The 20850-nt window shown below is 71.2% G+C and carries 20 protein-coding genes; 10 read left to right on the top strand and 10 right to left on the bottom strand.

What is annotated here, in order from left to right:
* The first annotated feature begins 53 nt into the window (after window positions 1-53).
* Window positions 54-1322 (top strand): hypothetical protein, encoded by a 1269-nt coding sequence (locus tag OHS70_RS16455; protein ID WP_328398165.1) that lies wholly within the window; start codon window positions 54-56, stop codon window positions 1320-1322.
* A 13-nt stretch (window positions 1323-1335) separates the two neighbouring features.
* On the opposite strand, the gene OHS70_RS16450 is transcribed toward OHS70_RS16455, so the two are convergent.
* Window positions 1336-3021 carry a bifunctional 3'-5' exonuclease/DNA polymerase gene (locus OHS70_RS16450; RefSeq protein WP_328398163.1) on the bottom strand — a complete coding sequence of 562 codons (1686 nt, stop codon included), beginning with the start codon at window positions 3019-3021 and terminating at the stop codon, window positions 1336-1338.
* 52 nt (window positions 3022-3073) lie between these two features.
* Complete coding sequence (locus tag OHS70_RS16445) at window positions 3074-4360, bottom strand: helix-turn-helix transcriptional regulator (protein WP_328398161.1); 1287 nt, start codon at window positions 4358-4360, stop codon at window positions 3074-3076.
* A gap of 126 nt (window positions 4361-4486) precedes the next feature.
* Here OHS70_RS16445 and OHS70_RS16440 point away from each other — a divergent pair, with 126 nt between their 5' ends.
* Window positions 4487-5395, top strand: a complete 909-nt coding sequence (locus tag OHS70_RS16440; RefSeq protein WP_328398159.1) for an NADP-dependent oxidoreductase — start codon at window positions 4487-4489, stop codon at window positions 5393-5395.
* On the opposite strand, the gene OHS70_RS16435 is transcribed toward OHS70_RS16440, so the two are convergent.
* Complete coding sequence (locus tag OHS70_RS16435) at window positions 5385-5981, bottom strand: sugar O-acetyltransferase (protein ID WP_328398157.1); 597 nt, start codon at window positions 5979-5981, stop codon at window positions 5385-5387. The genes OHS70_RS16440 and OHS70_RS16435 overlap by 11 nt on opposite strands.
* A gap of 100 nt (window positions 5982-6081) precedes the next feature.
* Between OHS70_RS16435 and OHS70_RS16430 the strand changes: the two genes are divergently transcribed.
* On the top strand, window positions 6082-6795 hold the full coding sequence (locus OHS70_RS16430; RefSeq protein ID WP_328398155.1) for a lipoprotein: 714 nt from the start codon (window positions 6082-6084) through the stop codon (window positions 6793-6795).
* A gap of 98 nt (window positions 6796-6893) precedes the next feature.
* Here OHS70_RS16430 and OHS70_RS16425 read toward each other — a convergent pair whose 3' ends face one another.
* On the bottom strand, window positions 6894-9014 hold the full coding sequence (locus OHS70_RS16425; RefSeq protein ID WP_328398153.1) for an FtsX-like permease family protein: 2121 nt from the start codon (window positions 9012-9014) through the stop codon (window positions 6894-6896).
* Window positions 9015-9171: 157 nt separating this feature from the next.
* The gene (locus tag OHS70_RS16420; RefSeq protein ID WP_328398151.1) at window positions 9172-9945 is read right to left on the bottom strand and encodes an ABC transporter ATP-binding protein; all 774 of its coding nucleotides are present in this window, start codon (window positions 9943-9945) and stop codon (window positions 9172-9174) included.
* Window positions 9946-10039: 94 nt separating this feature from the next.
* On the opposite strand from OHS70_RS16420, the gene OHS70_RS16415 reads away from it, so the two are divergent.
* Entirely contained in the window at window positions 10040-11194 is a 1155-nt protein-coding gene (locus tag OHS70_RS16415; RefSeq protein ID WP_328398149.1) for a DUF2786 domain-containing protein, read from the top strand.
* Between the two features lie 255 nt (window positions 11195-11449).
* On the opposite strand, the gene OHS70_RS16410 is transcribed toward OHS70_RS16415, so the two are convergent.
* Complete coding sequence (locus tag OHS70_RS16410; RefSeq protein ID WP_328398147.1) at window positions 11450-11926, bottom strand: hypothetical protein; 477 nt, start codon at window positions 11924-11926, stop codon at window positions 11450-11452.
* Window positions 11927-12204: 278 nt separating this feature from the next.
* Here OHS70_RS16410 and OHS70_RS16405 point away from each other — a divergent pair, with 278 nt between their 5' ends.
* Complete coding sequence (locus OHS70_RS16405) at window positions 12205-12447, top strand: DUF397 domain-containing protein (RefSeq protein ID WP_328398145.1); 243 nt, start codon at window positions 12205-12207, stop codon at window positions 12445-12447.
* Window positions 12448-12474: 27 nt separating this feature from the next.
* Here OHS70_RS16405 and OHS70_RS16400 read toward each other — a convergent pair whose 3' ends face one another.
* On the bottom strand, window positions 12475-12978 hold the full coding sequence (locus OHS70_RS16400; protein WP_328398143.1) for an ATP-binding protein: 504 nt from the start codon (window positions 12976-12978) through the stop codon (window positions 12475-12477).
* A gap of 439 nt (window positions 12979-13417) precedes the next feature.
* Between OHS70_RS16400 and OHS70_RS16395 the strand changes: the two genes are divergently transcribed.
* The 3 genes from OHS70_RS16395 (at window position 13418) to OHS70_RS16385 (ending at window position 16453) form a co-directional block, all read left to right on the top strand.
* Window positions 13418-14251, top strand: a complete 834-nt coding sequence (locus tag OHS70_RS16395; RefSeq protein ID WP_328405666.1) for a helix-turn-helix domain-containing protein — start codon at window positions 13418-13420, stop codon at window positions 14249-14251.
* 71 nt (window positions 14252-14322) lie between these two features.
* Complete coding sequence (locus tag OHS70_RS16390; RefSeq protein ID WP_328398141.1) at window positions 14323-15780, top strand: aldehyde dehydrogenase family protein; 1458 nt, start codon at window positions 14323-14325, stop codon at window positions 15778-15780.
* A 124-nt stretch (window positions 15781-15904) separates the two neighbouring features.
* Window positions 15905-16453, top strand: a complete 549-nt coding sequence (locus OHS70_RS16385) for a DinB family protein (RefSeq protein WP_328398139.1) — start codon at window positions 15905-15907, stop codon at window positions 16451-16453.
* 9 nt (window positions 16454-16462) lie between these two features.
* Here OHS70_RS16385 and OHS70_RS16380 read toward each other — a convergent pair whose 3' ends face one another.
* Window positions 16463-17179 carry a VOC family protein gene (locus tag OHS70_RS16380; protein WP_328398137.1) on the bottom strand — a complete coding sequence of 239 codons (717 nt, stop codon included), beginning with the start codon at window positions 17177-17179 and terminating at the stop codon, window positions 16463-16465.
* A 44-nt stretch (window positions 17180-17223) separates the two neighbouring features.
* On the opposite strand from OHS70_RS16380, the gene OHS70_RS16375 reads away from it, so the two are divergent.
* Window positions 17224-17865 carry a PadR family transcriptional regulator gene (locus tag OHS70_RS16375; RefSeq protein WP_328398135.1) on the top strand — a complete coding sequence of 214 codons (642 nt, stop codon included), beginning with the start codon at window positions 17224-17226 and terminating at the stop codon, window positions 17863-17865.
* A 17-nt stretch (window positions 17866-17882) separates the two neighbouring features.
* Here OHS70_RS16375 and OHS70_RS16370 read toward each other — a convergent pair whose 3' ends face one another.
* The gene (locus tag OHS70_RS16370; RefSeq protein ID WP_328398133.1) at window positions 17883-19313 is read right to left on the bottom strand and encodes a glutamate decarboxylase; all 1431 of its coding nucleotides are present in this window, start codon (window positions 19311-19313) and stop codon (window positions 17883-17885) included.
* 150 nt (window positions 19314-19463) lie between these two features.
* Between OHS70_RS16370 and OHS70_RS16365 the strand changes: the two genes are divergently transcribed.
* On the top strand, window positions 19464-20222 hold the full coding sequence (locus OHS70_RS16365; protein WP_328398131.1) for a MerR family transcriptional regulator: 759 nt from the start codon (window positions 19464-19466) through the stop codon (window positions 20220-20222).
* A gap of 117 nt (window positions 20223-20339) precedes the next feature.
* On the opposite strand, the gene OHS70_RS16360 is transcribed toward OHS70_RS16365, so the two are convergent.
* Window positions 20340-20705, bottom strand: coding sequence for a YbjQ family protein (locus tag OHS70_RS16360; RefSeq protein ID WP_328398129.1), 366 nt, complete (start codon window positions 20703-20705; stop codon window positions 20340-20342).
* Window positions 20706-20850: the final 145 nt, after the last annotated feature.

The following is a 20850-nucleotide window of genomic DNA, read 5'->3' as shown; positions in this document are numbered from 1 at the left end:
GGCCCCCGAGGGGTCTTGTTACGTCCGTATCTGATCAGGGAGCGTGGTTCCCCATGCCTTTCGAAGACGAGCTCGGCCAGGCACTGCACCGCACCGGTGAGACTCTCCGGCCCACGGACCGGCCCTCGCTGGTCGAAGGAGGGCTGACGCGCGGCCGCCGACGGCTCGCCCGGCGCCGCGCGGCGGCCGTGACCGGCAGCGTGCTGGCGCTGGCCGTGGTGGGTGTGACCGGTGCGTACACAGGCGGCGCCTTCGACGGGGGCGGCGAGGACGGCGCCGTCGAGATCGCCTCCCCGTCGGATCCGGCCGGGAAGGACAAGAAGGACGGATCCGCGGGCGCCGTCACCGAGGAGCGGATGCTCGGCACGCTCAAGAGCCTCCTGCCCGAGGGGAGGATCCGCCAGGAGAACGGGCGCGGACTGGAAGCGGGGCCCGGGGGCAGGTCCATGCCGCCGTACGCCTCCGTCGTGTTCGACGACGGCAGAGGTGCCGCGGCCGTCGTGCTGTCCCTGAACACCGTCGTCCCGGCCAGCGAGGAAGCCGAGGAATGGGTGACCTGCCCTTCCAAGGCGCTGGTCCCGCACGACAACTGCACGTCCGAGACCCTCGCCGACGGCTCCAAGTACATGCTGTTCCAGGGGTACGTGTACCCCGACAAGCGCGTGGCGACCAAGAACTGGCGCGCCACCCTGGTCACGCCGGCCGGTGTGCTGTTCGACGCCACTGAGTACAACGCGCCCGGCGAGAAGGGCACAGCCGTCTCCCGGCCCAACCCGCCGCTGACCCCGTCCCAGATGAAGGCCCTGGTCACGGCCGGGGCATGGAAGCCGATCGCCGAGGACTACGCGAAGACGGCGGCCGAACCGGCCGGGAAGCCCGCCGGCCAGGGCGGCGGGACGAGCGCCGACGCGGCGCACAAGACCCTCGCCTCGATGCTCCCCGAGGGTATGAAGGTCACCGACAAGGGCGGTGACAGCGGCTACGGCTTCGTGGTCGTCGACGACGGCAAGGGCAAGAGCTTCATCCAGGTCAACGTCCAGTCCGGCATGTCGGACGTACCGGGACACTGGACCGGGTCGGTCACGACGGAGCCGGACGGCACCCGGGTCATGGAGGAGCAGCAGGCGGACCCCGACCAGAAGGGCGGCGGGGGTACGGTCGGCTGGACCGTCGACACGGTGCGCACGGACGGCTTCCGCGTGGTGGTCATGGCGTTCAACGCGCCCGGCCAGGGTCAGGACGCCAGCCGCCCCGAGCCCGCGCTGACCATGGCGCAGCTCAAGAAGATCGCGCTCGACAAGAGCTGGCTCACGTACAAGTAGCCCCATCGCGTGCCTACTTCGCGTCGGAGTAGCGCTCCACCACCGCCGTGGTGAACGGAAACCGCACCGGCGTCTCCCCGAAGGCGATCCGCCCGGCCAGCTCACCGGCCGCGCGGATCGCCTTCGTCACGTGATCCGCCTCCTCGGCCGGGCAGTGCACGATCACCTCGTCGTGCTGGAAGAACACCAGCTCCGCGCGCATGCCGGCCAGTGCCTGGCGCAGGGCGGCCAGCATCAGCAGCGCCCAGTCGGCGGCGCTGCCCTGCACCACGAAGTTCCGGGTGAAACGGCCCCGCGCACGGGCGTTCGTCGATGCGTAGCCGGGCGTGAACTCGCCGTCAGCCGACGGGCCGGGGTCCTCGCCCTCCTGCGGGATGCCGGCCTCTTCGTCTTCGCCCGCGCCGGCCGCGCGCGGACTGGTGCGCCCCAGCCAGGTGCGTACCAGCCGGCCTTCCTCGCCCGCCCTGGCCGCATCGTCCACATAGGCCACGGCCTGCGGGAATCTGCGGCGCAGCGCGGCCAGGTTCTTCAGACCGTCCCCCGAGGTCTGGCCGTAGATCGCGCCCAGCAGAGCGATCTTGGCATGGTCGCGGTCGCCGGAGAAGGCCCGGTCGGACAGGACGGAGTACAGATCGCCCTCGTGCCCGGCCACCTCCATCAGGCCCGGGTCACGGGAGATCGCGGCGAGCACCCGCGGCTCCATCTGGTCGGCGTCGGCGACCACGAGCTTCCAGCCGTCGTCCGCGACCACCGCGCGCCGGATGACCTTCGGGATCTGAAGCGCTCCGCCCCCGTTGGTCGTCCAGCGGCCGGAGACCGTGCCCCCGGGCAGGTACTCGGGCCGGAACCGGCCGTCGCGCACCCAGTCCTGGAGCCAGCTCCAGCCGTGCGCGGTCCAGATGCGGTACAGCTTCTTGTACCGGATCAGCGGCTCCACCGCCGGATGGCCGAGGCCCTCGAGCTCCCAGCGCCGGGTCGACTTCACGCGGATCCCGGCCTGCGCGAAGGCCTTCACCACATCCGCGGGAAGGTCGGGACGCACCCGGCGCCCGAAGGCCGCCGACACCTCGTCGGCCAGCTCCGCGAGCCGGCGCGGCTCGCCCCCGCCCGCGTACCGCTCGCCGAGCAGCTCGTGCAGCACCTCGCGGTGCACGTCCGCCCGCCACGGCAGCCCCGAGCGGTTCATCTCTGCGGCCACCAGCATTCCCGCGGACTCGGCAGCGGTCAGCAGCCGCATCCGTGCCGGGTGCTCGGCGGCGTCGTTCCGTCGCTGCTGGTCGGCGTAGACATCGAGCAGTGCCGCCAGCGGCACGGCGACCGGCTGCGGCTCGAACAGCGACGACTGCGAGCCGGGCTCGGCCGCCCTCTGCGGCGGATCGGGCGGTACGGGGGCGTGGTGCAGACGGGCGAAGGCGGCGGCAGCCGAGCGGGGCTCGCCCAGCCGCCCTTCGTGGCCGAGCAGGAGCTGTTCCGCGTCCTCGATGTCGTAACACCGCTCGACCCGGACGCCGGCGGCCAGCAGCCGCGGATAGATCTCGGCCGTGGACCGCCACACCCAGCGCCCCACCTGCGGCCGGGACCGGACCGCCTCGGCGAGATCGGGCTCCGCGACGACCGGTCCCGCGGGCAGGCCGTCGGGGCCGAGGGGGACGAGCAGCGCTCCGTCCCCTTCCGCGGCCACAGCCCATCGTTCGCTCACGAGCGCGAGTCTGACAGGCGGGTCCGACAGCCGAGGGGCACGCCACCGAGCCCTACGCCACCGCGTGGAACATGGCCGACGCCTCGCCGCGGGTGGCGACCCCCAGCTTGGTGAGGATGTTCGCGACATGGAACTTCACCGTCGACTCGCTGATGTGCAGCTCCTGCGCGATCACGCGGTTGCGGTGGCCGCGCGCCAGATGCGTGAGCACTTCCAGCTCCCGTGCGCCCAGTGGCGCCAGCGGGTCCTCGGGCGCGGCCTGCGGCGTGCCCAGCGGGAAGGTCGCCGTCGCCGTCGTTCCCCAGCCCGGCACCGCGTCAACGTCCAGCCGGCCGCCCAGCGCCTCCAGCCGCTCGCCGACCCGCTGCGGTCCGAGGCTGCACGCCGACAGGGCACCGGGGCCGTCGTCCCGTACGGTCGCCCGCAGTTCCGTGTCGGCCAGCGACCAGCCGACATGGACGCGGCTCACCGCGTCCTGATCCAGGCAGGTGAGCAGCATGGCCCGTACGACCGCCCGCGCCGCATGTGCCACGTCCGCGGCCAGCGGGCGGGCCGACTCGGGTGCGCCGAACTCCAGCCTGACCGGGCTGTGGCGCACCAGCGGCCGCAGGGAGTCGGTGAGCCGGGCGAAGGCGTCGGTGGCCGGCTCCTCGGCGACGGCCCGGTCCCGTTCGGTCTCCGCGCGCAGGTCCACCAGGGCGGTGACGGCCAGGTCGACGGCGGTGGCGCGGGCCGCCGCGTCGTCCAGGTTCCGGCTGCGCAGCACGCTCAGCAGGCCGGACAGCGCGGTCGCGTGGTTCTCGCTCAGCTCGGCGATCACCCGGGCCCGCTCGCCGGCCGAGGCCCGCGACCGGGCGAGCGTGCCGGGCAGCGCCTCGGTGACCAGCCGGTCGAAGTGGCTGGTCACCAGGTCCCACAAGGCCTGGACGACGGCGGTGTCCGACGCGGCGAGCGGACCGTCGTCGGCACGTACGAGCACCAGCAGCGCGCCGCGGTCGGTCGCCTCGCTGGCCACGGCGAGTACCGGGCGGTCCGCCCCGCCGATGTGGGCCGTGCCCTGCCAGGGGCTGCCCGCGGACACGGAGGCGACGAGCGGGTCCAGCTCGGCGGAGGTGATCCGCCCGACCGCGCCGTCCGGGACGCCTGCTGCGGTGTGAGACTTGAACGGGGAGTGCGCGCAGTGCGTGGATCGTTCGGCCACCGCCAGATGCGGGACGAGCGGGGCCACGGTGGCCGACAGCCGGGGCAGCACCTGGCCCAGCGGCTGCCGGATCACGTCCTGGGCGGCGGCCAGCGCGGACGCCGCCGGCGCGGACGGGGTGAGTCCGGAGTGCTCCATGCCTGTCAGCGTACGGGGGCGGCTCCCCTCGGCGGCCGTTCCTTCGGACAGGTGCAACTGTCCGAAAGGCGGGCCTGATCTGTGTCCTCACCACCCGAAGGTTGACTGCGGCGGAAGGAGCCAGACATGGAAGCGATCGTCTTCGAAGAGTTCGGCGGACCCGAGGTGCTGCGATTCACCGAGGCGGAGGAGCCGCACGCAGGACCGGGTCAGGTACGGGTCAGAGTCATGGCGGCCGGGGTCAACGCGCTCGATCACAAGATCCGCAACGGCTGGATGGAGGAGCAGTTCCCGACCCCGCTGCCCAGCACGCCCGGCCTGGAGTTCGCCGGGATCGTCGACGAGGTCGGCGAGGGCGTGACCGGTACGGCGGTCGGCGACGAGGTCCTGGGCTGGACCGCCACGGGTGCCTATGCCCAGTACGCGCTGAGCGAGTCGTACGCCCCCAAGCCCGCCGGCCTGGACTGGGCCGACGCGGCGGCGCTGCCGGTGGCGACCGAGACCGCCGCGCGTGTGCTGGACCTCCTCGGGGTGCGGGACGGCGAGACCCTTCTTCTGCACGGCGCCGCCGGGGTGGTCGGATCGGCGGCGGTGCAGCTCGCGACCGCGGCCGGCGTACGCGTGATCGGCACATCGTCGCCGGGGAACCACGACTACCTCAGGGAGCTCGGTGCCGTCCCGGTCACATACGGGGAGGGTCTGGTCGAGCGGGTCCGCGCGCTGGCTCCCGACGGTGTCGACGCCGTCCTCGACGCGGCGGGCCGGGGCGCGCTCGCGGACTCCGTCGTCCTGCGCGGCGGCACGACGGACCGGATCGTCACCATCGCCGACCCCGACGCGGCCAAGCACGGGGTGACGTTCTCCTCGGGCGGCAGCAAGGCTCCGGAGCGCGCACTGGCCGGGCATGCCCGGCTGGCGGCGGACGGCAGGCTGCGGATCCGGATCGACAGCTCCCACCCGTTGCGGGACGCGGCGAAGGCCCAGACGCTGAGCGAGGCGGGTCGTGCCCGGGGGAAGCTGGTGCTCACTCCGTGACGGGAGCGCAGCCTCCGCCGGCGGACGTGCCGGGGGAGAGCGTGCGGATCACGCGGGCCGGGTTGCCGACGGCGAGCGCCCCGGCCGGCAGGTCCTTGGTGACCACCGCCCCTGCTCCGACCACGGTGTTCTCGCCGATGGTGACGCCTGGGCAGACGATCACCCCGCCGCCCAGCCACACGTTGTCGCCGATCGTGATGGGGACTGCCCTCTCCCAGCCGGCCCGGCGGCGCTCGGTGTCCAGCTCATGGGTAGGGGTGAGGAGTTGGACGTTCGGCCCGATCTGGACGTCGGCCCCGATCGTGATGGGCGCGGCGTCGAGGAGGACCGCGCCGAAGTTGATGAACGTACGGTCGCCGATGCTGATGTACCGGCCGTAGTCGCACTGGAACGGCGGCCGGATGCGGACGTCCTTGCCCAGCGAGCCGAGCAGTTCGGTGAGGATCCGCTCCCGCCCGGCGGCCCCCGCGCCGCCGGTGTTGTACGCGGCGCAGAGTTCGACGCGCCGCTCGTTGTCCGCGGCCAGTTCGGGGTCGTCGGGGAGGTACCACTCGCCCGCGAGCATCCGGTCCTTGTTCACACCCATCCCGGGTCCTTTCCCGATATCTCCAGGCTGGAACGGCCTCTTCGGAACGGCCTCTCTAGGATGGCCCGGCGCGGCATATGACCGGCGCACGCGACTCGGCATGAGCGTGACATTCACAGGGTGGGGATCCATGGTGCGCAGTGCGGTACGAGGTCTGATGTCAGGTGTGGGCCTCGCAGTTGTTCCGGCGGCGCTGCTGCTCGGGTCGGTGACCGGCTGTACGGCCGAGCCGGAAGCAGGCCGGCCGGCGAACGGGGCATCGAGCGCCAAGGGCGGCAAGGACGCCGATGGGGACAGCGGCAGGGCGGGCGGCAAGGGCGACGGCGGCGCGAAGGCCGCCGAGAAGGGCGGCTCGGTCGGCGGTGCGGGTTCGCCGTGTGCCCTGCCCGTCACCTTCGACCTTGCCAAGTCCTGGAAGCCGGAGGCCGTTCAGGCCGGATTCAGCCAGGGCGCGGTCTCGCTCGCCTGCGAGATCGACGCGAAGCCGGCGGGAAGCGTCGGCTACATCCGGGTGTGGACCGGAGGCAAGCAGGGCGACGATCTGCGCAAGGCTCTGGAGGGGTTCGTCGCGGAGGAGTCGAAGGACCGCGAGGACGAGAAGTACACCGAGACGAAGGCCGGTGCGTTCGACGCGGTCGAGATCTCGTACCTCAGCAACAGCGAGTTCCAGGACGGGCCGAAGAAGGAGCGGGCGTTCGCCGTCGCGGCCCCGAAGGGTGTGGTGGTCGTGCACCTGGGCGGACTGGACTCGCAGGAGCACGAATCGATGCTTCCGGCCTACGAGCTGGCCAAGAAGACGCTGCGGGGCGTCTGAACGAGCCTGAGGACGCGTCCCACCCGCCGCGGGTGGGACGCGCCGCCGTTTCGGGAACGGCTTTCACGGCACGGGACTTCGTCGTCGGGGACGGAACCTCAGCGGCGTACCCGCGGGCAGCTGAGCAGCGCCGTCACGGGTGCGATCACCGCGCACGCACCGAGCGCGAGACCCGCCGTCCCCCACGGCACCGCAATCGTCACGGGTGCCGAGAGCGACGCCAGCGCCGCGCCGAGCCCCGCGAGGTTGACGGCCGTGACCGCCGCGCCCAGTACCCCGCCGACGGCCACGGCGAGCAGCGCCTCGCCCGCCACGACGCGCAGGACCTGGGCGCGGGTGGCGCCGGCCAGCCGCAGGGACTTCAGTTCACCGGTGCGCGCCGCGGTGGCCATCAGCAGCGTGCCCGCGAGGGCGATCGCCGTGTAGACGAGGGCGATACCGAGGACGACGAGCAGCCCGAGACGGGTCTGCGGACCGGTGCGGGGGTGGGTGTCGGCGACCCACTCGGCCACCGGGCGCACCGTTCCGCCGGTGGCGGCGCGCAGTCGGGCGGCCACCCGCGGACCCGCTCCCGCCCCGATCCGTACGTCGATCCGGTCGACCGGAGCGGTCGGTGCGTTGGCGGCGGTGATGTACGCGCCGTTGCTGCCCGTCCCGGTGGCCAGCACTGCCGCGATCCGCAGCGTGACCGCGCGGCCGTCGCCGAGCCAGACGTCGACACGCTCGCCGACCGTGTGCCGCTCCCACTCCTCGTTGACGACGATCGACCCGTCGTCGAGGTCCCGCAGGTCACCGGCTGCGACAGGGAGCCGGGCCAGGTCCGCGAACGCCGCCGGGTCGGCGACCGCCCGAGCCTCGGACCTGATGAGGGCCGTGCCTTCCTCCCGTACGTGGACGGCGGTCGACGCGGACGCGGAGAGCGTCGCGCCCGGCACGCCGGCCTGCTTCAGGTCGTCACCCGTGACGATGAGCTGGGCGGAGGTCTGCTCCCGTGCCTCGGCCGCCTTCGACGCCGTCACGCTCCGGGCCGAACCGAGCAGCGATCCGGCCAGGGCGACGGTGACCAGCACGGGCGCGGCGACCGCGGCGGTACGGCGCAGAGAGGTGGCGGTGTTCTCCCGTACGAGCATCCCGGTGGCCCCGGGCAGCGGCAGCAGCCGGACCGTACGGCGTACGAGCAGCGGGGCGAGCAGCGCCACCGCGGTGATCAGGACCATCGGCCGGGTGGTGTAGGTCTTGCGCTTCAGCAGGTCGGCGGGATCGGTGGCGAGCCCCCAGACCAGCAGCCCGATGCCCGCTCCCGCCAGGGCGATCCCGGCCAGCAGTCTCCCGAGCGGCATCGTGCCGCTGTCCACGTCCGCCTCGCGCAGCGCCTCGGCTGGGCCGATGCGGCCGGCCCGGCGCGATGCGGCCCACACGCCGGTGAGGGCCACGGCCAGACCCGTCCAGAAGGCGGCATGGAACGGCCAGTTCACGTCCGCGCGGATCGTGAACCACTGTGGGGCGATCTCCCCGGCGACCAGGAGCCGTGCGAGCCGCGGTGCGCCCCAGGCGCCGAGCGCACAGCCGGCTGCGGAGGCGATCGTGCCGATGACGAGGGCCTCGGTCAGCAGCAGCCGGCGGATCTGGCCGGGCGTCGCGCCCGCCGTCCGCAGCAGCCCGAACTCCCTTCTGCGCAGGGCCACCGCGAAGGCGAACGTCGACGCGACGACGAAGACGGAGACGAATGCGGACACACCACCGGCGGTGCCGAGCAGCGAGTTCACCGAGATCAGCGCCTGCGCGTCCCGCTCCTGTCCGGGGTCGGCACGGCGGCGCTCGTCCCCGGTGAGCACCTGGGCGCGGTCGCCGACGACCGCGCGCACGGTCGCGGCCGGGGCGTCCACCCCGACCGCGTCGGGTCCGCCTTGGCGCACGAGGGGGCCGAGGCCACGCAGCTCGCCCAGGAGGTCCGGGTCCACAGGGTGTGGATGGGCGAGCCTGTGGGTGACACGGGCGGTTCCGGGTCCCCGCCGCACGTCCACCGAGAGGGTGTCCTGTCCCATGACCACGACGGGAGATGCGGCGAACCGCTGTGGTGCGCGTTCAGGAGCGTCGAGAGTGGAGGCGAGGCCGAGCCCCATCGCGGCGATCAGCCCGACGCCGAGCGCCAGCGCGACGGAACTCGCGACAAACGTGGTCCAGCGGGCACGCAGGGCGGAGAGGGCGACGATCAGCACGAGATGTCCTCCGGTCTCAGGGGTCCGCCGCCCGACGGGCGGACGTCGGCGGCTCGGGGTGAGGGGACGGCCGGGGCGGGCACGGGAGCGCCCGGGCGCACGGCCTGACGGGTCGCGGCCGGACGTGAGGCGGCCGGACGTGGTGCGGGCGACGGCGTCAGCACCGCGCGGTCTCCGGATCCGGGCACCGCGCCGTCTCGGGACCCGAGCTCCGCGCCGTCTCCAGACCCGCCAGGTGCGACGCGACCTGCCCGGCCGTGGGCGTGGTGAGCTCGCCGGCGATCCGGCCGTCGACCAGCAGCACGACCCGGTCCGCGAACGCCGTCGCCACCGGGTCGTGGGTGACCATCACGACGGTCTGACCCTCCCGGTCCACCATCGCCCTGAGCAGCGTCAGCACCTCGCGGCTCGTGACCGTGTCCAGCGCTCCCGTCGGCTCGTCGCCGAAGAGCACGGCCGGCCGGGTGATCAGCGCCCGCGCCAGGGCCACACGCTGCTGCTGGCCGCCGGACAGCTGCCCCGGGCGGTGCCCCGCGCGTCCCTCCAGACCCACCTGCGTCAAGGCCTCCCGCACCGCCGCACGGGACGGCCGCCTGCCGGCCAGCCGCAGCGGCAGGGCGACGTTCTGCGCGGCCGTCAGCGACGGCAGCAGATTGAACGACTGGAACACGAACCCGATCCGGTCCCGCCGCAGCAGTGTCAGGCGGCGCTCGCTCAGCCCGCCGAGGTCGGTGCCGTCGATCTCCACCCGCCCGGAGGTGGGCCGGTCGAGTCCGGCGGCGCACTGCAGCAGCGTCGACTTGCCGGAGCCGGAAGGCCCCATGACGGCGGTGAAGGAGCCGCTGGGGAGGTCGAGGTCGACACCGTCGAGCGCCGTGACGTCGCGGTGGACGCGTCGGAGTGCGGTGAGCCGTACGGCAGTTGAGGTCATGCCTCAAGGCTTGCGTCCCGCGGCACGCGGATCACGACCACTGGGGGGCGTCCGGCAGGTAGGGCCTGCCCTACCCCGTGGGACCATCTGAGGTGTGAGTGAGGTCGGCACGGTCGGGAAGGCACTGGCCGCAGCGTTGTACGCGGACGGCGACGAGGGGCTCGACACGGGCGCGTCGCTGCTGGCCGCGGATCCGGCCGCCGACGACGAGCTGCGGCGGCGCGGCGAGGAGTACGTCCGCGGCGCCTGGGAGCGCGGCTGGCAGCCGGCCGATGTCGTACGCCTCGTACGCCGTGACCTCGACGAGCCGCATGAGCGGCTGGCGGCTGAGCTGATCACGGGAGAGTCGACGCGGTACGGCACTCGGCTCGCGCCGCGCTGGCAGGCGCAGCTCGCCGAACTGTCGGGCGTCGCCCCCTACCGGGCGGACCGTTTCTCCCGCGCGACGGCCGTGCTCGAGCTGTTCCGGCTGCTGGTCCGCCTCCCGCGGATCGAGCCGGTCGCGCCGCCCCCGGGCACGGCCGCCCTGCTCTCCGTACCGTCGCCGCACGAACCGCGCATGCTCTCCCGTGTCCGCGCGCTGCTCGCGAAGGCCGAGGCGACGGGCTACCCGGAGGAGGCGGAGGCGCTCACGGCGAAGGCGCAGGAGCTGATGGCGCGCCACAGCATCGACGACGCGCTGCTGGCTGCGCGCACGCACAGCCCCGAGACCCCCTCCGCCTGCCGGATCGGCGTGGACGCGCCGTACGAGACGGCCAAGGCGATCCTTCTCGATGCCGTGGCCTCGGCGAACCGCTGCCGCGCGGTGTGGAACAGCGCCTTCGGCTTCTCGACGGTCGTCGGCTTCGAAGGGGACCTGGAGTCGGTCGAGCTGCTCCACACCTCGCTCCTCGTCCAGGGCACGACGGCCATGACCCGTGCCGAGGCGGCGCAGCGCGCGGGCGGCCGCAAGCGCACGAAGACCTTCCGCCAGTCCTTCCTGATGGCGTACGCGACCCGGCTCGGCGAGCATCTGTCGGCGGTGGCCGACGAGGTGGTCACCCAGGACCTGCTGCCGGTCCTGGCCTCGCGGGACGTGGCGGTGGCGGACCGCGCGGACCGGATGTTCCCCGAGACCACGACCACACGGGTCCGCGGCGTCACCGACCTCGGCGGCTGGCAGGACGGCACGGCTGCGGCGGACCGGGCCGAGGTCGCGGGAGGCCGGCGCCGGCTGGGCGGGACGCGTGCCGGCGACGACCGGCGGTGACGCGACCGGCCCGACGTGCAGGCATCCTGGCCGGCCCGGCCACGCCCTCCCCACCAGCGGCGGAGCCCGTCAGGCCGCGCCGTACCGCTGCTTGCCGGACTGCCGGCGCCGCACCCACCCGGTGAAGCCGGCCGGTGCGGTGGTGCGTCCGGACACCCCGCACCGGCAACCCGCGGGCAGGCAAAGGGCCGCGGACCCGTGCGGATTCCGCGGCCCGGGGCGCAGCGCTCCTGCGCGATGCCGGTGGCGGGCCCGTCAGCCGGTCGGGAGGTCCGTGGGCAGATCGGTGGGGAGTTCCGGCAGCTTGCCGGGGTCCGCCTTCTCCAGCGTGTCCTTCTTCCCGGCGTCCCAGGAGATGACCAGGGTCTTGCCGTCGTTGGACTCGATCGCGCCCATCGTGCGGTCGGTGTTCCCGTCCGCGCACTTCAGCGACAGCATCGGCTCGCCGCCCATGTCCTTCACCTGGCCGGTGCAGGCGTGACCGTCCGCGACGATCGATGCGGCCGTGCCCGAGACGGACAGCGCGACGGGCCCACCGTCGGCCATGCCCGTCCAGGCGCCCTCGAGGCTCGCGCTCTCGCCGCCGCCACTGCCGTTGTCGCCCGACTCGCCCGGCGAAGCCGAAGCCTTGGGCGTGCCGTTGTCGCCGCCATCGTCGCTGCCGCATCCGGTCAGCGCGAGCGCGGCGAGAAGACCGGCCGCGGCCGCCGATGTACGTACGAGCTTGCGCATGTCTCATTTCCCCCTGGTCGGTTGCAGGACCGCGCCAAGCTACCAGGAGGACTTCCGGCAGATCTGACCGAGGATCACGACGCAGTGAGCCGAACGGGCTTCCCGTGCGTCTGTCTCTACGAGGGGACTCACCGACGCCCGGAGCGCCCCCGCCTGTAACCAGGGGAACACCCCACGTGCACGTGCATCTGCCCGTGCAGCCGCTCATGCATCGGCATATGAACACAGCTATGATCCGGGATAGTTGACACCTGCACCTTGCATCCCGGGAGCGACTTGTGCACCACGTGTACAACGGCATGGCGGCCACGGAGCTTCAGGGGGTCGTCTGGCAGAAGAGCAGGCACAGCAACTCGCAAGGCTCCTGTGTGGAGTTCGCCAAGCTGCCCGGCGGTGACGTGGCGATGCGCAACTCGCGGCACCCCGACGGCCCCGCACTCGTCTATACGCCGGCGGAGATAGAAGCGTTGCTTCTGGGCGTCAAGGACGGGGAGTTCGACCATCTGATCGCGGGAGCCTGACGGCCGGGGACGGTCACCGGCCGCGGCTCACGCGGGCTTGCCCACGCGGAACAGTGCCCAGACCACTTTGCCGTGCAGCGAACCGGCGAGCGGGTGCCAGCCCCAGCCGTCGCTGAAGGAATCGACCAGGAAGAGCCCGCGGCCCGACTCCGCGGAGAAGTCCTCGTCGGTCTCGCGGGTCGCCGGGCCGTCCTGGCTGGGGTCGCGGACCGCACACACCAGGCGGCTCGTCCAGCGCATCAGATGCAGCCGTACCGCAGGTTCCTGGGCCGGCTCGCGCGCGGCGTCGGGGGCGGGCACGGCGTGCCGCAGTGCGTTGGTGACGAGTTCGGACACGACCAGCGCGACATCGTCGAAGCGGTCGTCGAGTTCCCACTTGCCGAGCGTCGTCCTCGTGAACCGGCGGGCTCCGCGGACCGCTTCGTAGCGGGCGGGAAGGGCGCACGAGGCGGAGCTGGAGACGGCCGCGGGATCGATCGGCGGAAGCCCCTGCCGTAACGGCTCGAGCATGGTCGATCCATTCGTCCCCATGCGAGGCACTCCCGGAAATCGCGGCTGTGGCGCTACAACACGAACGAGCACGCAGGTGCGCGAGGACCATGGTTGCGAATGCGTAGGGCAGATGCAAGGGCAGATGCACGTGCACGCGCCTGACCTGTCCATGCCCGTGCCGGTTCTTGCTCATTTCTTCCGCGATCCTCTTCCGGGGTCCTGCCCGGCCGCTTCCCGTTTCCGTAATCGCATGTGTACGGGCTGAAGCGTTTGGTGGCAGAATCCGGCTCTTGGGATTCGGGGGGATCTCGCGAAAGAGTCGAGCCGGCATCGAGGACCGGGCTTCGGGCCGGGCACATCACGCACATCGAGCACATCGGGTCACTACGAAGAGGCAGCGATGGGGAGGGTTGTAGCCGTGACGGCAGGCGAGTCGTGGGGTTACCCCCGAGGCGACGGCCCGGGCGGAGGTTCTGTGGTGCGACGCATCCTGTTGGGCTCGCAGCTGAGGCGGCTGCGGGAATCCAAAGGCATCACCCGTGAGGCCGCCGGATATTCCATCCGCGCGTCCGAATCCAAGATCAGCCGCATGGAGCTGGGCCGGGTGAGCTTCAAGGCACGGGACATCGAGGACCTGCTCACCCTCTACGGGGTGGCGGACGACATCGAGCGGGAGTCCCTGCTCGGCCTCGCCAAGGAGGCCAATGTCACCGGCTGGTGGCACAGCTTCGGCGATGTGCTGCCGGGCTGGTTCCAGACGTACATCGGCCTCGAAGGCGCCGCCTCGCTCATCCGTATCTACGAAGTGCAGTTCGTGCACGGTCTGCTGCAGACCGAGGCGTACGCGCACGCCGTCGTCACGCGCGGAATTCCGGACGCGCCCGTGGCCGAGATCGATCGCCGGGTCGCGCTGCGTCTCGAGCGCCAGAAGACGCTGGTGTCCGAGCGGGGCCCCCACTTCCATGCCGTGCTCGACGAGGCCGCGCTGCGCCGCCCGTACGGCGACCGGGCCGTGATGCAGGGGCAGTTGAGGCATCTGATCGAGATCTCCGAGCAGCCGAACATCACCCTGCAGGTGATGCCGTTCAGCTTCGGCGGGCACGCGGGCGAGAGCGGCGCGTTCACGATGCTGCGCTTCCCTGAGTCGGACCTCTCCGACATCGTCTATCTCGAGCAGCTGACCAGCGCCCTCTACCTCGACAAGCGCGAGGAGGTGGCCCAGTACGAGCGGGTCATGAAGAGGCTCCAGGAGGACAGTCCGGATCCGGCCGAGAGCCGGGACCTGCTTCGCGGACTCCTTCAACTCACGTGAAACACAAGTACGATGACGCAACATCAGAAAGATCAGACGTCCGTGCTTCCGTCTCCGGAGTAAGGGATCACATGTCCTTCTTCACCGACCTGGCCCACCAGTACATAGACGGCGAATGGAGGCCCGGCAGCGGGTCCTGGGACATCATCGACTTCAACCCGTACGACGGGGAGAAGCTGGCCTCGATCCCCGTGGCGACCGCGGACGAGGTGGACCAGGCCTACCGGGCGGCGGAGCGCGCGCAGCGCCAGTGGGCGCAGACGAACCCGTACGCGCGCCGTCTGGTCTTCGAGCGCGCCCTGAGGATCATCGAGGACCGCGAGGCGGAGATCGCCGAGACGATCATCGCGGAGCTCGGCGGCACGCATCTGAAGGCGGGCTTCGAACTGCACCTCGCCAAGGAGTTCCTGCGCGAGGCGGTCCAGCTGGCGCTGCGGCCCGAAGGCAGGATCCTGCCCTCGCCGGTCGACGGCAAGGAGAACCGGGTCTACCGCGTTCCCGTCGGCGTGGTCGGCGTCATCAGCCCGTTCAACTTCCCCTTCCTGCTGTCGATCAAGTCGGTCGCTCCTGCGCTGGCGCTCGGCAACGCCGTGGTGCTCAAGCCCCACCAGAACACGCCGATCTGCGGCGGCTCCCTGGTGGCCAAGGTCTTCGAGGACGCGGGCCTGCCCGCGGGTCTCCTCAATGTCGTGATCACCGACATCGCCGAGATAGGCGACGCGCTCATCGCGCACCCGGTCCCGAAGGCGATCTCGTTCACCGGCTCCGACAAGGTGGGCCGCCATGTCGCCACCGTCTGTGCCGCGAACTTCAAGCACGCGATCCTCGAACTCGGCGGCAACAGCGCGCTGATCGTGCTCGACGACGCCGACATCGACTATGCGGTCGACGCGGCGGTCTTCAGCCGGTACGTGCACCAGGGCCAGGTGTGCATGGCCGCCAACCGCATTCTGGTGGACCGCTCGGTGGAGCAGGAGTTCACCGAGAAGTTCGTCGCCAAGGTCAAGACGCTCAAGGTCGGTGACCCGGCCGACCCGCAGACCCACATCGGGCCGCTCATCAACTCCTCGCAGGCCGATGCGGTCACCGCCGTCGTCGACCAGACCATCGAGGCCGGCGCGACGGCCCTGCTGCGCGGGAGCACCGACGGCAATCTGGTGGCGCCCTCCGTGCTGACCGGGGTGCCGGCGAATTCGCCCGTCCTGTCGCAGGAGATCTTCGGCCCGGTGGCGCTGATCATTCCCTTCGACGGCGAGGACGAGGCGGTCCGGATCGCCAACGACACGCCGTACGGCCTGAGCGGCGCGGTGCACACGGGTGACGTGGAGCGAGGTGTGCGGCTCGCCAAGCTGATCGACACCGGCATGATCCACATCAACGACGGCACGGTCCACGACGAGCCGATCGTCCCGTTCGGCGGCGAGAAGCACTCGGGCATCGGCCGCCTGAACGGCGACTCGATGGTCGACGCGTTCACCACCCAGAAGTGGATCTCGGTGCAGCACGGGCGCTCGCAGTTCCCGTTCTGATCCTGGAGGCACCCAGGAACCCGGGCCCTTGCGGACAGTACCTGTCCGCAAGGGCCCGTAGCGTTGGTCGTGTCGGAAGGAGGGGCGGACGGGCCTCTCCGATGGATCTCGAAGGGCGGACATCATGGTCACTCACGTTCCCGCGGAGGCTCAGGGCGACGAGCGCGGCGCGCTGCTGAACTTCGTCGAGGCGCAGCGCGGGGCGATCCGCCGCTCGGTCCTCGGGCTGACCGAGGAGCAGGCCGCGAGCCGCCCGAGCGCCAGTGAGCTGTCGTTGTCCGGACTGCTCAAGCATGTGGCCGAGACCGAGCTCAACTGGCTGCGGATGGCGCAGGAGCGGCCGAACGAAAAGGCCCGCACCGAGGAGACCTGGGGCGACAGCTTCCGTCTGGTCGACGGTGAGACGATCCCGGACATGCTGGCCTTCTGGGACACGGTCGCCAAGGAGACCGAGGCCTTCATCCGCTCGGTGCCGAGTCTGGACGACACCTTTCCGCTGCCCGAGGCGCCGTGGTTCCCCAAGGAGGGCCGGGTGTCCATGCGCTGGCTGATGATCCACCTGGTGGAGGAGATCGGCCGGCACGCCGGCCACGCCGACATCATCCGCGAGTCCTTGGACGGTAAGGGCGCGTTCGACCTGGTCGCCGAGGAGGGCGCGCGGAGCAGGGCGTAGGACCTGCCGTCAGGGCGCGGCCCAAGGCCGCAGCTCCTCCAGTCTGGCCAGGCTGTCGTGCACCGACTCCCTTTCCTCATCGGTGAGCGGGAGCGCGGCGGCCCGGTCGAGGAACCTGCGCGCCGGCTCGTCGTCGCCGAGCCGCTGTGCGATGTCGCCGCGCAGGACGAGGAGCCGCAGATGCTGGACGGCGGTCGGCCGTGCGTCCGGGATCAGGTCCAGTGCGCGGTCGATGATCTTCGCCGCTCCCGGCAGGTCCTGCTTGGAGTCGGTGAAGAGATCCGCCATGTGCAGGGCCCGGTCGAAGGGCTCCTTGGGGACCGGCCGAAGGCTCTGGTCCTTGCTGGTCGCCTGCCCGACCCGGATGGAGTTGCCGCCCGGGTCGGTCATCAGGAACTGCCGCATCCCGTACGACATGTCCTTGAGCGGCCCGATGCGCGGCAGGCCGCGGAGCGGGATCTTCCCGTACGCCGCCTTGAGGCCGGCGCGGAACGTCGCGTGGAGCGTGTCGACGTCGTCGGTGACGATGTAGCAGCCCGCGTAGGACTCGGCGGGGTCGTACTGCTTCATGCCGAAGAACTGGAGCTGCACGGGTCCGCGCTCGACGGCCGCGTACGGGTACGGACTCTTCTGCAGGAATGTCGTCTCGAAACCCAGGGCGGTGTAGAAATCGACCACCGGCTGGATCGTCCGGCACGGAAGGAGCGGGATGGTCTTCTCGGTCATGCCGAGTAGTCTAGTCAAACTTGAATAGAAGGGAATCCCGGCTGATGTCAGCGATCCGTCTGCTGGTCCTGGGAGCCGTACGCCAGCACGGGCGGGCGCACGGCTACCAGGTCCGCAACGACCTGGAGTACTGGGGCGCGCACGAGTGGTCCAACGCCAAGCCCGGTTCGATCTATCACGCGCTGAAGCAGATGGCGAAGCAGGGACTGCTGCACGCTCATGAGACCGCCCCGTCGACGGCCGGCGGCCCGCCGCGCACCGAGTACGAGCTCACCGGGCAGGGCACCGAGGAGTACTTCACACTGCTCCGGGAGTCCCTGACCGCCTACGACGAGAAGCTGGACGTCCTGTCCGCGGGGGTCGGCTTCATCGTCGACCTGCCGCGGGAGGAGGCCGTGGCGCTGCTGAAGGAACGCATCCGGGGGATGCAGGAGTGGCGGTCGTCGGTGACCGAGTACTACACCCCCGAGGAGGGGCCCGAGTCGCTCGGGCACATCGGCGAGATCATGAACCTCTGGGTCTCCTCGGCGGATTCCGGAGCGGAGTGGACCCGGGGCCTGATCCGGCGGATCGAGGCCGGGGCGTACACCTTCGCGGGCGAGGGCGAGCCGTTCGTCGGAGTACTGGCGGAGGGCGAGGAGAACCCGTACGCGACAGGTGAGCCGCACGAGGGCGACAGCCGCTGAAGCGGCCGTGTGCCGGATCAGTGGTGGAAGGCGGTCACCGCCGCCGCGTCCTTGCTCATGGGTTCTTGCTGGCGCCGCAGCTCCGGCAGCACCTGGAGCAGGTCGTCCATCAGCAGGTCGGCCAGATCTGCGGAGAAGCCGTTACGGCAGACCATGCGCAGGACGGAGAGGTCCTCACGGTTCTTCGGAAAGGTGTACGCGGGTACGAGCCAGCCCTGCTCGCGCAGCCGCCGGGAGACGTCGAACACGTCGAAGGACGTCACATCGGGCGCTGTGGTGAAGGTGAAGACGGGCAACTCGTCGCCACGGGTGAGGAGTTGGAAGTCGCCCAGCGCCTCGATTCGTTCCGCGAGGCCCCGGGCGATGTCCCGGGCGGTCTGCTGGACGGCCCGGTAGCCCGCCCGCCCGAGCCGGACGAAGGTGTAGTACTGCGCCGCCACCTGTGCGCCCGGCCGGGAGAAGTTGAGGGCGAAGGTCGGCATGTCGCCGCCGAGATAGTTCACCCGGAACACCAGCTCCTCGGGCAGATCGGCGGGCGAGCGCCATAGCGCCCAGCCGACGCCGGGATAGACGAGGCCGTACTTGTGCCCCGAGGTGTTGATCGAGGCGACCCGCGGCAGCCGGAAGTCCCAGACCAGGTCCTCGTCGATGAAGGGCGCCACCATCGCCCCCGAAGCCCCGTCCACATGGACGGGAATGTCGAGGCCGGTGCGCTCCTGGAGGGCGTCCAAGGCCGCACACAGGTCGGCGACCGGTTCGTAGGACCCGTCGAACGTCGACCCGAGCACGGCCACCACGCCGATGGTGTTCTCGTCGCAGAGGTCGGCGGCCGCCTGCGGGTCGAGATGGAAGCGGTCGCCCTCCATGGGAACCAGCCGCGCCTCCACCTCCCAGAAGTTGCAGAACTTCTCCCAGCAGACCTGCACATTGATGCCCATGACCAGATTGGGCCGGGCGGACCGGGGGTAACGGTCGCCATTGCGTTTGGCCCAGCGGCGTTTGAGGGCCATCCCGGCGAGCATGCACGCCTCGCTGGAGCCCGTGGTGGAGCAGCCGACCGTGGAGGTCGGGTCCGGGGCATGCCACAGATCGGCGAGCATCGCCACGCACCGGCGCTCCAGTTCGGCCGTGCGCGGGTACTCGTCCTTGTCGATCATGTTCTTGTCGCGGCACTCGGACATCAGCACGCCGGCCTGCGGCTCCATCCAGGTGGTGACGAAGGTGGCGAGGTTCAGCCGGGAGTTGCCGTCGAGCATCAGCTCGTCATGGACCAGTTGGTAGGCGGTGGAGGGAGGCAGCGGTCCGTCGGGCAGCCGGTGCGTGGGAGGGGCGGAGGTCATCCCGCTGACCGGGTTGGCCTCCCCGTAGAAGGGGTTGAGGGAGAGTCTGCGCCGCTCCTTCTCGTTCTCCTGCTCGCTGTCGTCGGTCGCGCCCTTGTGGAGTGCCATCGCCTCGGTGCCTTCCTCCCTGGCCCCGCCTGGGCCACCTCAAGCGGGACGATACGTACATAACAGACTCTTTTCCTGTCGGGCTTGCACCTCACGCGGCGTGAGGACCCAGGCTGAGGCGCGTACCGAGAAACGAAGGAGCGGAAAGCGATGAGCTACGCCGTGGGACAGGTCGCGGCCTTCGCCGGGGTCACGGTGCGCACGCTGCACCACTACGACGAGATCGGGCTGCTCCGACCGGGTGGCCGCAGCCACGCGGGACACCGGCGCTACGACGACGCCGACCTCGACCGGCTGCAGCAGATCCTGTTCTACCGGGAGCTCGGCTTCCCGCTCGAGGAGGTCGCGGCGCTGCTGGACGACCCGGACACGGACCCGCAGGCGCATCTGCGCCGGCAGCACGAACTGCTGTCCGCCCGGATCACCAAGCTGCAGGAGATGGCCGAGGCCGTCGAACGAGCCATGGAGGCGAAGAAGATGGGCATCAACCTCACGCCCGAGGAGAAGTTCGAAGTCTTCGGGGACAACGACCCCGAGCAGTACGCGCAGGAGGTCGAGCAGCGCTGGGGCGGCACGCAGGCGTACGCCGAGTCCCAGCGGCGGGTCTCGCGCTACGGCAAGGACGACTGGAAACGGATGCAGGACGAGAGCGCCGACTGGGGCACGCGCTACGACGCCCTGATGGAAGCCGGTGAGGAGCCGGCGGGCGAGCGCGCCATGGACCTGGCCGAGGAGCACCGCCGCCACATCTGCACGTGGTTCTACGACTGCACCTACGAGATCCACACCTGCCTCGGCGAGATGTATGTCTCGGACGAGCGCTTCACGGCGTACTACGACGCCATCCGGCCCGGCATGGCCGTGCACCTGCGCGACGCGATCCTCGCCAACGCGGTGCGCAACAGCTGACCGGGACAGCTGACCGGGACGGCCTCCGGGGCGCCGCCGCCCCGGAGGCCGTCCCGGTCCCCGGGCCGGATGCCGGGCCCGGCGTGCGCGGCTGCGTCAGCCCGGTGCCCGGCTGCGTCAGGTGCGGGCGATCACCACCGCCGTGCCGTAGGCACAGACCTCGGTGCCGACGTCCGCCGCCTCCGTCACGTCGAAGCGGAACATGAGCACCGCGTTCGCGCCGCGGGAGCGGGCCTGCTCGATCAAGCGCTCCATGGCCTGGTTCCGGGTCTCCACCAGGGTCTTGGTCAGGCCCTTCAGCTCCCCGCCGATCATTGACTTCAGCCCTGCCCCGATCTGACTTCCCAGATGGCGCGAGCGCACCGTCAGACCGAAGACCTCGCCGATCACCTGCTGCACCTGGAAGCCGGGTACGTCGTTGGTGGTGACCACCAGCACGTCCGAGCCCTTGCCCTGTCCGCCGCCGTAGTCCTCGATGCCCATCAATGTCCGCCTTCCGTGCAGCTGTCGCCCCTCCCCTCGAGGCACAGCTTTGTCCCAGGTGCCGCACAGTGCATCCTGGGCAGGCCGGTGGAACGTGGAGCGGCCATCCCGCGTTGATACCTTGGGGCGGCCGTTCACGCCGATT

Origin of the sequence: Streptomyces sp. NBC_00390, assembly GCF_036057275.1 — a bacterium.
Taxonomy (GTDB): domain Bacteria; phylum Actinomycetota; class Actinomycetes; order Streptomycetales; family Streptomycetaceae; genus Streptomyces.
Note: the sequence above shows the minus strand (reverse complement) of the source record. Positions and strands in the feature narration are given on the sequence as shown.